Consider the following 13,434-nt stretch of genomic DNA (forward strand, 5'->3'; position numbering starts at 1 on the left):
ATGAGTATTGAAAAAATCTTAGCATCGGCACCCGTTGTGCCAGTGGTGGTAATCGAAAAACTAGAAGATGCTGCACCACTTGCAAGAGCGTTGTATAACGGTGGCTTAAAAGCACTTGAAATTACACTGCGTACACCAATTGCTGCACAAGCTGTAAAGTTAATGAAAGCTGAAGTACCAGAGGCATATGTGGGCACTGGCACGGTGGTTGATAAAGCAAGCTTTAACGCGTCAGTAGAAGCGGGCGCTGACTTTATGGTGAGCCCTGGTGTAAGTGATGAACTGTTAGCATTGGCAAAAGAGTCAACTATCCCTTTTTTACCCGGTGCAGCTACCCCAAGCGAAGTGATGAACTTGGCAGCGCATGGCTTTAAATTTTTAAAGTTTTTTCCTGCAGAAGCCGCAGGCGGTACAGCGATGATTAAGTCGATTGGCGGCCCATTACCTGATATTACTTTTTGTCCAACTGGTGGCATTAGTTTAGCGACTGCCCCTAATTACTTAGCACTTAACAATGTTATTTGCGTAGGTGGTACGTGGATGTTAGATAAACAACTTATTGAAAATAAAGACTGGCAAGCCATTGAAACGCTTGCTCGCCAAGCATGTGAAGTTAATAGGAGTCAAAAATGATTAATGTAGCAATTAATGGCTACGGCCGTATCGGTCGTAATGTATTGCGTGCACTGTACGAATCAGCGCAAAATAATGAAATTAAAATTGTGGCTATTAACGATTTAGCCCCAGCTAATGTAAATGCTCATCTGACTCAGTTTGACTCAGTACACGGTCGTTTTTCACAGCAAGTAACGCTAAAAGACAACACCATGCTAATTGGCGATGATGTGATCACGCTAACGCAAGAACGTGATCCTGCTAATTTACCGTGGAAAGCACTAAACGTTGATATTGTGCTTGAATGTACGGGTTTATTTACTTCTCGCGAAGCAGCTAACAAGCACATTGAAGCAGGCGCTAAAAAAGTAGTGGTATCGGCTCCTGGTACAGATATGGATGCTACCGTAGTTCACGGTGTAAATAGCGATGTAATTAATGCCGATAGCAACATTATTTCTAATGCTTCATGTACAACCAATTGTTTAGCGCCTGTTGCTAAAGCAATTAACGATACGGTAGGAATTGAACAAGGTAGCATGACCACCATTCATGCTTACACCAACGATCAAAACTTATCTGACGTATACCACCCAGATTTATACCGCGCGCGTAGTGCGACTCAATCTATGATCCCAACTAAAACGGGTGCTGCAAAAGCGGTTGGATTAGTTCTGCCTGAACTTGCCGGTAAACTAGATGGCATGGCGGTACGTGTACCAACAATTAATGTGTCGTTAGTTGATTTAACATTTATTGCTAAGCGTGACACAAGTATTGAAGAAATTAACCAAGTAGTTAAAGATGCTGCGTTTGGCTCTATGAAAGGTATTTTAGAGTACAATGAGCTGCCGCTTGTTTCTATCGACTTTAACCATAACCCAGCATCATCAATTTTTGATGCAACGCAAACGCGTGCTGATGGTAAATTAGTTAAAGTAATGGCGTGGTACGACAACGAATGGGGTTTCTCAAACCGCATGTTAGATCAAGTTAAAGCGCTGGGTGCTTATTTATAATTTTTCCGTGTAGTTAAATTTTACTTTATCCAGCCAAGCCACGCACTGCGTGGCTTTTTTTGTGTTTTAGTTAGCCCAAAGTTTGCTAGAATGTGCGCATTAGAATAGGGAACTGCATATTATATTAAGGAAAATAATGCTAAAACATGTCACTAAAAAAATATTTCGTACTAGTCACCTGCAAATTGGTGAGGGTAATATCAGTGGTTATATTGCTTGCTTTTTAGCGATATTAAGTTGCTTAGGAGTGCTTGCATTCCACTTTCCGGAATATTTAACGACTCCAGAACTACGCAAAAGCTATAGCGTCGACTTTTTACGTCAGCTCATGTTTGTTGCTCTTATTATTTCCGGTAGCTTAGGGTTACTTAATTTTGTACGAAATACGAATAAGCGCTTAGGGGCAACTGCGTGGTTTTTTATTGTACTGGCCATTAGCTTTGGTGGCCCGAATGTTGAAGTAAATGACTTTGCAGATAACACTCCTTATATTGGCTTAGATTGGTTTATATTAGACTTACTAGGCTCTACCTTAATTTTTATCTTAATTGAAAAACTACTTCCGCATCGAAAAGAGCAAAAAATACTTCGTAGTGAATGGCGCGGGGATTTAAACCACTTCTTTGTGAATCACTTAATAGTTGGCTTTGTATTACTGGTTACTAATCATTTTGTTCATTATGGTTTTGGTTGGGCGGTTTCGAGCACACTGCAAGCTTACATAGCGCAAATGCCGTTTATACTACAGCTATTTTTAATTATTTTGGTGGCTGATTTAATGCAGTATTGGACACATCGTGCTTATCACGAAGTGCCATTTATGTGGCGATTTCATGGTGTGCATCACAGTGCCAAAGAAATGGATTGGCTAGCGGGCTCCCGTCAGCATATTTTAGAAATACTGATCACCCGTAGTTTAGTGTTAACCCCTATATTTGTGCTGGGGTTTTCACAGCAAATAATCAGCTTATATGTAATTATTGTTGGTTTTCAAGCCGTATTTAATCATGCAAACGTGAATGTAAAATTTGGGTGGTTAAAATATTTTATGGTTACTCCGCAGTTTCACCATTGGCACCACGCATCCGATAAAGCTGCCATTGATCGAAATTATGCAGCCCATTTCTCGTTTTTAGATTATTTATTTGGTACTGCGGTAAAAGGCCAAGCAGAGTGGCCTAAAGAATATGGTGTTGTCGGGGACTACATGCCTGTAGGTATGTTAAAGCAACAAATTTACCCGTTTAAAAAACAAAAATAGTCTGTAGTTTTAGATTGTGGCCACAAGATTCATGGCCGCATACAACTATAAAAGCCAACAGACCCTAGTTGTGAGGGGTTATCAATTAACTAATCCATTCTACAAATAACAAAAAGGCCAACTAAGTTGGCCTTTAAACATAACCTATCGCAAGTAAACTCAACGCAGTTGTCGCTGAAGATAGATTTACTATCCAGAGCTCAGATTATTTGCTTAACGATTAAAATTGAGCGTTGTGGTAAACGTTTTGTACGTCGTCACAATCTTCAAGCATGGCTAAAAAGCGCTCCATAACTTCAACGTCTTCGCCTTCAATAGGGGCTTCAACTTGAGGTACAAAGGCAATTAAGTCTTCGTCAAATTCTGTCACACCCATTTCTTCAAGTGCTGTGCGGGTATTGTTGTATTCAGTGTGCGGTGCAAATACGGTTACTTTGCCGTCTTCTACTTCAACGTCGGTAACATCAACATCTGCCATCATCAGCGCTTCAAGTACGGTTTCATCGTCGTCACCGTCAAATACAAAAATAGCAAGGTGATCAAATAAGTGTGATACCGAATTTTGTGCGCCAATTTTAGCGTTTGCTTTGGTAAAACATACACGTACATCAGCAAAAGTACGTTTGTTGTTGTCGGTTAAACAATCAACAATAATCATGCAATTACCTGGGCCGTAACCTTCGTAACGCGTGGCTGCATAGTCTTCACCGCCGCCGCCTTTAGCCTTATCAATGGCGCGTTCAATTACGTGAGCCGGTACTTGGTCTTTTTTAGCACGTTCAATTAAACGACGTAGTGCTAGGTTTCCGTCTGGATCAACACCGCCATTTTTAGCACAAATATAAATTTCTTTACCGTATTTTGAATAAACTTTAGTTTTAGCACCCGCAGTTTTAGCCATTGAATCTTTTTTGTTTTGGTAAGCTCTTCCCATCTGCGTTTCGCCTTAATATGTATAAATAATTGATAAAAATTTGCAAGCCCATATTCTAAAGGTAAATGCCGGGCAGGGCTAGTAAGTATTGTTAGTAGCCAAAAATAAAACAACCCGCATAAGCGGGCTATTTATTTGTTACAAACGATGAACGGTTGTCAGGGTATTACCAAATACGAACGCGTTCTTCTTCTGGTAGGTACAACTCATCACCTGGTTTTACATCAAATGCTTTATACCAAGCGTCGTGGTTACGAGGTGCTTGTGCTCTAAAGCGACCTGGTGCGTGAGTACCACCACGTAATTGGTTTAACATGCTTTGCTCAGTACGTTTTTCTTTCCATACTTGTGCCCATGCTAAGAAGAAACGTTGATCGCCGGTTACACCATCAATTACCGGTGCTTCTTTACCATTTAGGCTTAGTTTGTAAGCATGATAAGCCATGGCTAAACCACCCACATCACCAATATTTTCACCTAAGCTGTTGCGGCCATTTACAAAGTTACCTGGAATTGGTTCGTATTTGCTGTACTGAGCTGCCAGTTTGTCAGCTTTGGCATCAAAAGCAGCACGATCTTCATCAGTCCACCAATTACGTTGTATGCCGTTAGCGTCAGATTTTGAGCCTTGATCATCAAAACCATGACCCATTTCGTGGCCAATCACAGCGCCAATGCCACCGTAGTTTACTGCTGGATCTGCATTTGGATCGAAAAACGGTGGTTGTAATATAGCGGCAGGGAATACAATTTCGTTAAATGAACTATTGTAGTAAGCGTTAACACGTTGTGGTGTCATGCCCCAACGATTACGATCGGTCTTTTTCAGCTCTTTTTCTACACTTTCAGCCTGGAAAAACTCACGCATATTTTTTACATTAGCCATTAAGTCATTGTTGCTAATGCTTAAGCCTTCATACGATTGCCATTCATCTGGGTAACCAATTTTTGGCACAAATGCCGCTAATTTTGCACGCGCGTTCACTTTTGTTTCTGCACCCATCCAATCTAAGTTATCAATACGCTCACCAAGGGCTGTGCGTAAGTTTTCAACAAGCTCAGACATTTGTTGCTTAGATGACTCAGGGAAATAACGATCTACGTAAATTTTACCAATTGCAAAGCCTAATGAGCTGGTGCCTGACATTTGGCTGATAGCGCGTTTCCAGCGTGGACGTGGCTCTTGTTGACCATTCAATTCTTTACCAAAAAAAGCAAAATTGGTGTTAAATATCTCTTCAGACAACAGCTCAGCGTTACCATTAATTGCATGATACGTTAGGTAGTCTTTCCATACGCTTAAATCTTCGTTATTGATTAAGTCAATCATGGCTTTAACAGGTTCAGGCTGCGATACGTTTAATTGTGGTACTTTATAACCTGTTTGCGCAAAGTATAAATCCCAGTTAAATCCTGGGTATTGTGTACTTAACTCATCGCGTTTTACTTGGTTTAGGGTTAAATCACGATTACGGCGTTTTTCACGAGGCCAATGACCTTCTGCAATTTTGGTTTCAAGCGCTAAAATCGCTTGTGCACGCTCTGTGGTATTATCAACCCCTGCAAATTTAAGCATATCGGCAATATGTGCCACATACGCTTCACGAGTTTTTACAAAACGTTCTGCATCTTCAAGGTAGTATGAGCGATCGGGTAAGCCTAAGCCACCTGCACCTAATGACATTTCGTATTTATTGGGATCTAAACGGTTAAACCACATACCGCCGCCAAGTGGTGCACTTACACCCGTAAGCCAAGATTGGCCAAATACTTTTGCCAAATCATCAGTAGAGGCAACCGAATTGATGTCGTTAAGCAACGGCTTAATTGGCGTTATACCAAGTTTATTAAGTGTCTCGGTATCCATGTACGAATTATAAAAGTCAGCGACCAGTTGCTCTTCGGCGTTTAAGTTTTCACGTGCTGCAATGTCTTCAATAATTTCTTTAACGCGATCTTCACTGCGCTCAGCTAGCGCAGAGAATGCACCGTAGCGGGTTTTATCTGCTGGCATTTCGTAGTTGTCGTACCATGAACCACTGGCGTACATGAAGAAATCGTCGCCTGGTTTTACAGCTTCGTTACGCGCAGTTAAATCAACTCCAAACGTGCCTAATTCGGCTTGCTTTGTTGCTTGTGGTTTTTCTGCAACTGCTGCTACTTGCTCAGTTTTTGTTGTTTGTGGCTCAGAACAGCCGGTAATAAATGTAGCGGCGAGTGCCGCTGCAATTAAACTTTTTTTCATTACTTTCCCCTATGAATTCACGTTATTTAATTCGTTATATATTTTTGTTATAAAAATAGCTACTTGATTGTATTGATAACTTCACTGCAAACAAACCTTTTGAGGTGAATAACCGTACCGGTCGATAAGATAAATGAAATACTAGCAAAATAGCAAAAAAGCACTCAGATACTTCAATCGTACCCGAGAGGCTTAGTTTATTGCGCCTTTGACTGTTTTTGTTGCAAGGTCCACATATGCGCATATTCACCATTTTGCATTAGTAATTCATCATGTTTACCTTGCTCTACTACTTCTCCCGCCTTAAGCACGATAATAGTATCGGCATCGGTAATTGTTGATAAGCGATGCGCAATAACAATACTTGTGTGGTTAGAGGCAACCTCTTGCATAGCGTTTAATATGGCTTGTTCAGATTGTGAGTCGAGCGCGGAAGTGGCTTCGTCAAAAATTAAAATTGGCGATTGTTTTAAAATAGCGCGAGCAATAGCAATACGTTGTTTTTCGCCACCAGAGACTTTTAGTCCGCGTTCACCTACTAAGGTTTTATCGCCTTTATCTAGGCTACTAATAAAGTTTGTTAGATGCGCCATGTTTATAGCTTTGTTTACTTCATCTTCACTGGCGCTGGGTCTGCCGTAGTGAATATTTTCGCGTATACTGGTATTAAATAACACAGTATCTTGCGGCACTATGGCAATAGCTTTACGCAAACTTGCCAAGGTGACCGTGTTTATGGCTTGATTATCAATTTTTATAGCGCCCGATGAAAGTTCATAAAAACGGTATAACAAGCGGGCTAACGAGCTTTTACCTGCGCCACTAGCACCTACAACCGCTACCTTAGCACCAGAGTTTACATTAAAACTGACGTTCTTAAGAATAGGACGCTTGCTATCGTAGCTAAAGCTGACGTTTTCAAAGCTAATTGCCCCATTTTTGAGTGCTAATGGTTGCGCGGTTTCGCTATCTGCTATTTTGGGGGAGGTATTTAATAACCCAAGCATGTTTTCAAGGTCGGTAAGGGCACGGCGTATTTCACGGTACACAAATCCCAAAAAGTTAAGCGGTAAAAATAATTGGATCATATACGCATTGATCATTACCAGCTCACCAATCGTTAACTCGCCGGTAACCACTTCATTGGCTCCAAGCCACATTAATGCGGTTATCGCACATGCAATGATCAGTGCTTGCCCTGAATTAAGCGCCAGTAACGAGAGTCTGTTTTTTAATCGTGCTTGTTCCCAGGTTGCTAAAAATGTGTCGTAAGTTTGGGCTTCATGCTGTTCATTATTAAAGTATTTTACGGTTTCGTAATTTAATAGACTGTCGATGGCACGGGTGTTACTTTGATTATCAGCAGCGTTTGACTCACGAATAAAGCGGTTTCGCCATTGGGTAACCGTCACGGTAAAAAAAATATAAATAGCCACAGCCAATAGGGTGATCAGCGCAAACCAAATAGAAAACAAGCTGCCAAAAATAATCGCCACAGTTATTATTTCAAACAACGTGGGCACAATATTAAACATTAAAAAGCGCATTAAAAAGCTTAAGCCACTGGTGCCGCGTTCTATGTCTCGACTTATACCGCCAGTTTGCCTGTCTAAATGAAAGGCTAAATCTAACGAGTGCAAATGTTTAAACACTTTAAGGCCAATATCTCGCATGGCATGCTCGGTGACTCGCGAAAATACCGCATCGCGTACTTCACCCAAAAATACGCTAGCAAAGCGTAATGCGCCGTACATAACGAGTAATAAAGTAGGAACAAGCAGTAGTGGGTTAATTGATTTATCAACCGAATCAATTATTTCTTTTAAAGCCCATGGCATGAGTAATGTCGCGCCTTTAGCACCGACTAGCGCTAATATAGCAATCAGCACACGGCCTTTAAATTTAGTGATATAAGGCCAAAGAGTTTGAATGCTTTGTTTTAAATTCATGGCGTCGGGGCGTTTTACTGAACTTTGTCTGGAGCGCATCGAGGATCTCAGTATTTGTTTTTATATAAATGAATTAGCTTAAGAACGGCTATTGTATTTTAATTAGCTGCCCTTATATACTAGCTATCCTTTATTTTAGTTTTAAATGACCAATGTTTAAATTTCGCGTTTTTTTAGCTACTTGCTTGTTTTTTGCTGCACTCTTTAGTGTGCAAAGCCATGCTATGGGCGTAAAGCACGAATTAAACAGTAACCAAAGCGGTTATAGCGATGTTATTAATGTTGACCATTTAACTAACATTTCCGTACCTACAAAATCGCTTGGCGATTTACAGCATAAAAACTCAAAGCATTCTGATTTTGCTGCGCATCAGCCTAGGCTAACAGCCAATAACTCATTTTTATTTTTACATAGTGCGCAGGGCGATCCTGAATACGATGTAGTGCATGAGTTTTTTGCCCTAAATGGCTGTAGGCATATTTTTTTGCGACCGCAAGCAGTCACTATAAATCAGCCTTGGTATACTTGGGTATTTAAAAGTAAAAAGTCGCGCTTGAGCGGCTGGAAAGACGCTAATCTGTTATACACCGCTGTAACTACCTACCACGCTTAAAGTTCCTTATTTAATGTTAATTGGTTTTAACGCATCGCGTTTTGACCTGCAGATTAATTGTGCCTAATAGGTACGTTACTGGGCTATGCCTAGTAATAAGGAATAACTATGTTAAGTCTAAAAAAAGAGAAAAAGCCATTTAAGGCTAAGTTTAAATTGAGCTATGTAGCCATGCTGATTGTATTAGTGTTACTAGCAATAAGCGCCTTACCTAATTTATACCCGAATAAGTCGTGGTTGCATATTAGTGCAGCTTCTGATGTTAAAACGCAAGTAATGCCAAGTACTGAGAACCTAGTTAACTTTTTAAATAGCCAAGGTTTTGAAGTGAGTGAAAGTTTAAAAGACCCAGCACATATTAATGTACTTTTAAATACGCCTACACAAAGTGCGCAGGCTCAAGCGGCTTTAAAATCAAACTTTCCAAATACACAGGTTAAAATTGTTGAACATGCAACCAGCCCTGTTTGGTTACAAGAGTTTGGTTTATCGCCCATAAAACTGGGTCTTGATTTAAACGGCGGGGTATTGTTTGTACTTGATGTTGATTTAGAAAAAGCGATAGATGAGCAATTGCTCAGTGCATATCAACAAACAAAAGCCATTATTGTTAAACAAAAAGCCTATGGCGTTAAAGCGCAGCAGACTAATCAGGGCTTTGAAATAAGTGCGCTTGAGAATGCTGACGATAAGCTAACAGTTGTTATAAAAGAGCTTAAAAGCCGTTTTGAAAACCTCACTACAACCACATCAACTAATGGCAACTTACAGGTCGTTAAAATTAGCTATTCTGAGCAAGGGCGTAGCGCATTTGATAAAGAAGTGATGAGCCAAACACTCACCACACTTCGCTCACGCATTGAAGAGCTCGGCATAACCGAGGCTGTTACGCAGCGCCAAGGTAAGCAGCGCATTCGTATTGAGCTACCTGGCGTGCAAGATCCGGCTGAAGCAAAACGCATAATTGGTGCAACCGCGTCATTGGGGTTTTATCAACTTAAAGAGAGAGGCGGGCAAACGTTTAATCTGCAATCGGGAGGGACCATAAAGCTTGACCCTGTACCTATATTTACCGGTGAGCATATTAATAACGCTAATATAGGGCGTGATGATTGGGGTAAACCTTTGGTACAACTGAGCTTAGATAGCCAAGGTGGCGATGCTATGTCGGCTTTTTCAAAGGCGAATATAGGTAAACCTATGGCAACGCTCTATTCAGAGTATTCACAAAATGCCAAAGGTGAAGTGGTTAAAAAAAGCGAAGTTATTAATGTAGCGAACATTGCCCAGCATTTAAGCTCGCGTTTTAGTATAACCAATATGCAAAGCCAACAAGCGGCTGCCGATTTAGCGCTATTACTACGCGCAGGATCACTCACTGCGCCCGTAACTATAGTGCATGAGCAAACTATTGGTCCAAGCCTTGGCCAAGACAATATTAATAATGGATTAGCAGCGCTAATGTTAGGCATGGGTTTAACGCTTGCGTTTATGGCACTGTGGTACCGCCGTTTAGGGCTTATTGCAAATGTTGCGTTAATTTTAAACTTAACCTCTTTAGTGGGGCTAATGTCGTTATTACCTGGGGTGGTTTTAACTCTTCCAGGGATAGCAGGCTTAGTATTAACTATAGGAATGGCGGTTGATACTAACGTGATTATATTTGAGCGCATAAAAGAAGAGCGTCGCAAAGGTCGTCCCCCGTATCAAGCGATACAAGAGGGCTATAAACAAGCTGCGAATACGATTTTAGATGCCAATATTACCACCATGATCACCGCGATTATTTTATATGGCATAGGTTATGGCCCTGTAAAAGGCTTTGCGATAACGCTGGCGCTTGGTCTTATCACATCGGTATTTACTGGTGTGTATGTATCGAAATATTTAAGCCAAAGCTTATATTTAAAGCTGGGTAAAAAAGCAGGAGTAAACGCGCATGCTTAACACTTTTTTTAAATGTGAGACAGGGTCACGTATGCGTTATATAGGCTTGCTTATAAGTGCCATGTTTGTGTTGTTATCGGTATTCACCATTGCACAAAAAGGGCTTAATTTTGGCCTTGATTTTACGGGTGGTTATTTAACAGAATTTACCACCAGCCAAGGTGTTGAACTAAAACAGCTTGAGCAATTTATTGCTAAAAACCATCAAGGTGAATTTGAACTTACAGCACAGGGCAATAATCATTTTCAATTAACGCAAGCGCCAAGTGAGGAAGCTAATAATGATGCTTGGAAAACCGCGATTAGCCAAAACCCAACTATAAATGCTGAGGTTTTATCATCGGCTTATATTGGCTCTCAAGTGGGTGATGAATTATTTGAGCAAGGCTGCTTAGCCTTATTTGCTGCTATGGTAGCGGTAATGATTTATTTAGCTGTTCGGTTTGAGTGGCGTTTGGCATTAGGCTCTGTGGTGGCTTTATTACATGATTTAGTGCTGGTGGTTGGCTTATTTTCGTGGTTACAAATAGAGTTTAATCTAACCGTTTTAGCCAGTTTATTGGCAATAATTGGCTACTCCCTAAATGACTCAATAATAGTGGGTGATAGGGTACGTGAGCTATTACGCATACCAACAAACATCACACTCAAACCAAGCAGTATTATAAACAGCGCTATTAAAAGCACCTTAACTCGTACGCTTATTACCTCTGGGACTACGCTAGCTACGGTGGCAAGTGTTTGGCTGTTAGCTGGCACGCCGCTGCAGGGGTTTGCCATTGCTTTGTTTGCAGGAATCGTCGTAGGCACGCTGTCGTCTATTTGTATTGCTGCGACATTACCTGAGCTACTTGGGTTAAGTGCTAAAAACTACGATAAGCAAGTGGATCAGCAAACGCAGGCATTAATGGATATGCCATAGCCTTAAATATTAGCATTGTTGTTACACAGCAAAGGGATAGTGTTCAATGTAGCAACAATGCTAATACCAACCTGCATAAATATTTGAACAATTTAACGAATTAAATTCCCCTATAACGTTGTTAACATTTTTTCATTTAGAACAACTAGATGTCAAAAATTTTGCCTAGTTATAGAGCAATTTTCTTATCGTTAAAATAGGTCCCATATCCAAGCAGATTGGTATAAAATAACAAATTATTTTATCGAATTGAGTGAATTCTCCAAATGATTAAAGCCCATGTTACTGAGCACCTGCGGTTTGCCTTAGATGAGCAACTAAACACTGCTAAAATTGCAGCTCAAACAGCTCACGATACCGCTACCCATGAAGAAAGTATTGCAGAGACCCAATACGATACCCTTGGGCTTGAAGCTGCCTATTTAGCACAAGGCCATGCAGAGCGAGTTAATGAGTGCTATAAAGAAATACAACTATTTGAAGCCATATACAACGAACCCGTTACAGACACTATCGCTATAAGCTCATTGGTATGTTTAGAAGACGATGCCAGCACACAAAAATGGTTTTATTTAGGCCCAGCAGCTGGAGGATTAACCGTTGATATTAAAGGCACAACTATTCAAGTGCTTACCTCTGGCGCACCATTAGGCCAACAGTTATTAGGTAAACAAGTCGATGATGAAGTTAGTTTAACTATCGGTGATGTAAAACATAGTTATGACGTGGTTGAAGTACTTTAAATGTAGTTTGTATTTGTCTCTTACTCTGAGGCGAAGCATCTCGTAGGTATTTTTGTTAAATAATTGCCTAAAACTTATAGAATAAAATTAAAGATGAGCCGTTTATGAACTTAGTATTGGTCAGTGATATTTTTGGTAATACAGCGGCTTTAAAAGTATTAGCTGAAAAACTAAACGCTCAGTCTATTGTCGATCCCTATGGCGGGGTTGATATGGCATTTAACAGTGAACAGCAGGCCTATGAGTATTTTAGTCAGCATATTGGCCTTGATGAGTATGTAGCTATTTTACAAAAAGCGATTAAACCACTCGCTGACAACACTATATTGATAGGTTTTAGTGTTGGCGCATCGGCGATTTGGTCAATGTCTGCACACCCGGCGATTAAAACGATAGCTAAGGGCATTTGTTTTTACAGCTCGCAAATTAGGCACCATACAGATATACAACCACAATTTGAGATTGAACTCATATTTCCCTATTATGAGCCGCACTTTGATGTTAAATCACTACAGGTGGTGCTGGCAACAACGGCTAATGTTAACGTAAAACGTGTTGAATACTTACATGGTTTTATGAACCCACACTCGAGTAACTTTAATCAGAATGCTTACGATCAAACATTAGCTGCGCTATCTAAAGAACTAAAAAATTAGCAGTTAAGCGTTATTACTTTCTGTAATTTTCTACAAGTGAGGTTCTGTAATTTCAGGCTTTTTTCACAAACTTGGCCGTTACCATCATTTCGCCAATGCCATCGACTTTACAATCTAGTTGGTGATCTTTTTTATCAAGCACACGTCTAACTACCGCTTTCGTGCCAATTTTTATAACCTGAGAACTGCCTTTAATTTTTAAATCTTTCGCAACGGTTACTTTGTCACCATCGACTAGTAAAGTGCCGTTTGTATCTTTTACCAAAATAACGTCTTCATCGCTTGTATTATTTGGATTCCATTCATAGGCACATTCTGGGCATATAAGCAGTTGTTGGTCTTCGTAAACGTATTCACATTGACATTTAGGGCAAGCGGGAAGAGGCATAATGATCACTTTTAGTGGTAAATTTTGGCTATTTTAAAACACAAATTAACAATAAAAAAGTTCATCAAAAATTTTTATCTTCACGCTAAAAATATCTCGTTTGTGTGTATCTAAAAAAGGGCTTATAAATCACATGTCGCT

At 40.3% G+C, this 13,434-nt stretch carries 12 protein-coding genes; 8 read left to right on the forward strand and 4 right to left on the reverse strand.

Annotated features, from left to right (window positions below; all coding sequences use genetic code 11):
- The 3 genes from eda (at position 1) to FHG08_RS10740 (ending at position 2,895) form a co-directional block, all read left to right on the forward strand.
- Positions 1 to 633 (forward strand): bifunctional 4-hydroxy-2-oxoglutarate aldolase/2-dehydro-3-deoxy-phosphogluconate aldolase, encoded by a 633-nt coding sequence (eda, locus tag FHG08_RS10730; protein ID WP_138569579.1) that lies wholly within the window; start codon positions 1 to 3, stop codon positions 631 to 633.
- Positions 630 to 1,634: a type I glyceraldehyde-3-phosphate dehydrogenase gene (gene gap, locus FHG08_RS10735; protein ID WP_008110546.1), complete on the forward strand. Its 1,005-nt coding sequence runs from the start codon at positions 630 to 632 to the stop codon at positions 1,632 to 1,634. The genes eda and gap overlap by 4 nt, the downstream gene beginning before the upstream one ends.
- Positions 1,635 to 1,770: 136 nt before the next feature.
- Positions 1,771 to 2,895 (forward strand): sterol desaturase family protein, encoded by a 1,125-nt coding sequence (locus FHG08_RS10740; protein WP_138569581.1) that lies wholly within the window; start codon positions 1,771 to 1,773, stop codon positions 2,893 to 2,895.
- A gap of 220 nt (positions 2,896 to 3,115) precedes the next feature.
- Here the strand turns inward: FHG08_RS10740 and FHG08_RS10745 are convergent, their stop codons facing one another.
- From FHG08_RS10745 to FHG08_RS10755, 3 genes are all read right to left on the reverse strand, one after another.
- Positions 3,116 to 3,829 carry a YebC/PmpR family DNA-binding transcriptional regulator gene (locus FHG08_RS10745; protein WP_008110544.1) on the reverse strand — a complete coding sequence of 238 codons (714 nt, stop codon included), beginning with the start codon at positions 3,827 to 3,829 and terminating at the stop codon, positions 3,116 to 3,118.
- Positions 3,830 to 3,995: 166 nt separating this feature from the next.
- Positions 3,996 to 6,074, reverse strand: coding sequence for a M13 family metallopeptidase (locus tag FHG08_RS10750; RefSeq protein WP_178955980.1), 2,079 nt, complete (start codon positions 6,072 to 6,074; stop codon positions 3,996 to 3,998).
- Between the two features lie 197 nt (positions 6,075 to 6,271).
- On the reverse strand, positions 6,272 to 8,062 hold the full coding sequence (locus tag FHG08_RS10755) for an ABC transporter ATP-binding protein/permease (protein WP_178955982.1): 1,791 nt from the start codon (positions 8,060 to 8,062) through the stop codon (positions 6,272 to 6,274).
- Between the two features lie 113 nt (positions 8,063 to 8,175).
- On the opposite strand from FHG08_RS10755, the gene FHG08_RS10760 reads away from it, so the two are divergent.
- The 5 genes from FHG08_RS10760 (at position 8,176) to FHG08_RS10780 (ending at position 12,905) form a co-directional block, all read left to right on the forward strand.
- Positions 8,176 to 8,637 (forward strand): hypothetical protein, encoded by a 462-nt coding sequence (locus FHG08_RS10760; RefSeq protein ID WP_076920240.1) that lies wholly within the window; start codon positions 8,176 to 8,178, stop codon positions 8,635 to 8,637.
- 108 nt (positions 8,638 to 8,745) lie between these two features.
- A complete protein-coding gene (gene secD / locus FHG08_RS10765; RefSeq protein ID WP_178955984.1) occupies positions 8,746 to 10,584 on the forward strand; it encodes a protein translocase subunit SecD in 1,839 nt (612 codons plus the stop codon).
- On the forward strand, positions 10,577 to 11,506 hold the full coding sequence (gene secF, locus FHG08_RS10770) for a protein translocase subunit SecF (RefSeq protein WP_138604839.1): 930 nt from the start codon (positions 10,577 to 10,579) through the stop codon (positions 11,504 to 11,506). The genes secD and secF overlap by 8 nt, the downstream gene beginning before the upstream one ends.
- 266 nt (positions 11,507 to 11,772) lie before the next feature.
- A complete protein-coding gene (locus tag FHG08_RS10775; protein ID WP_178955986.1) occupies positions 11,773 to 12,249 on the forward strand; it encodes a GreA/GreB family elongation factor in 477 nt (158 codons plus the stop codon).
- A gap of 104 nt (positions 12,250 to 12,353) precedes the next feature.
- Entirely contained in the window at positions 12,354 to 12,905 is a 552-nt protein-coding gene (locus FHG08_RS10780) for a hypothetical protein (protein ID WP_178955988.1), read from the forward strand.
- A 52-nt stretch (positions 12,906 to 12,957) separates the two neighbouring features.
- Here the strand turns inward: FHG08_RS10780 and FHG08_RS10785 are convergent, their stop codons facing one another.
- Positions 12,958 to 13,293 carry a zinc ribbon domain-containing protein YjdM gene (locus tag FHG08_RS10785; RefSeq protein WP_178955990.1) on the reverse strand — a complete coding sequence of 112 codons (336 nt, stop codon included), beginning with the start codon at positions 13,291 to 13,293 and terminating at the stop codon, positions 12,958 to 12,960.
- Positions 13,294 to 13,434: the final 141 nt, after the last annotated feature.

It is taken from the genome of Pseudoalteromonas sp. Scap03 (genome assembly GCF_013393115.1).
GTDB lineage: Bacteria > Pseudomonadota > Gammaproteobacteria > Enterobacterales > Alteromonadaceae > Pseudoalteromonas.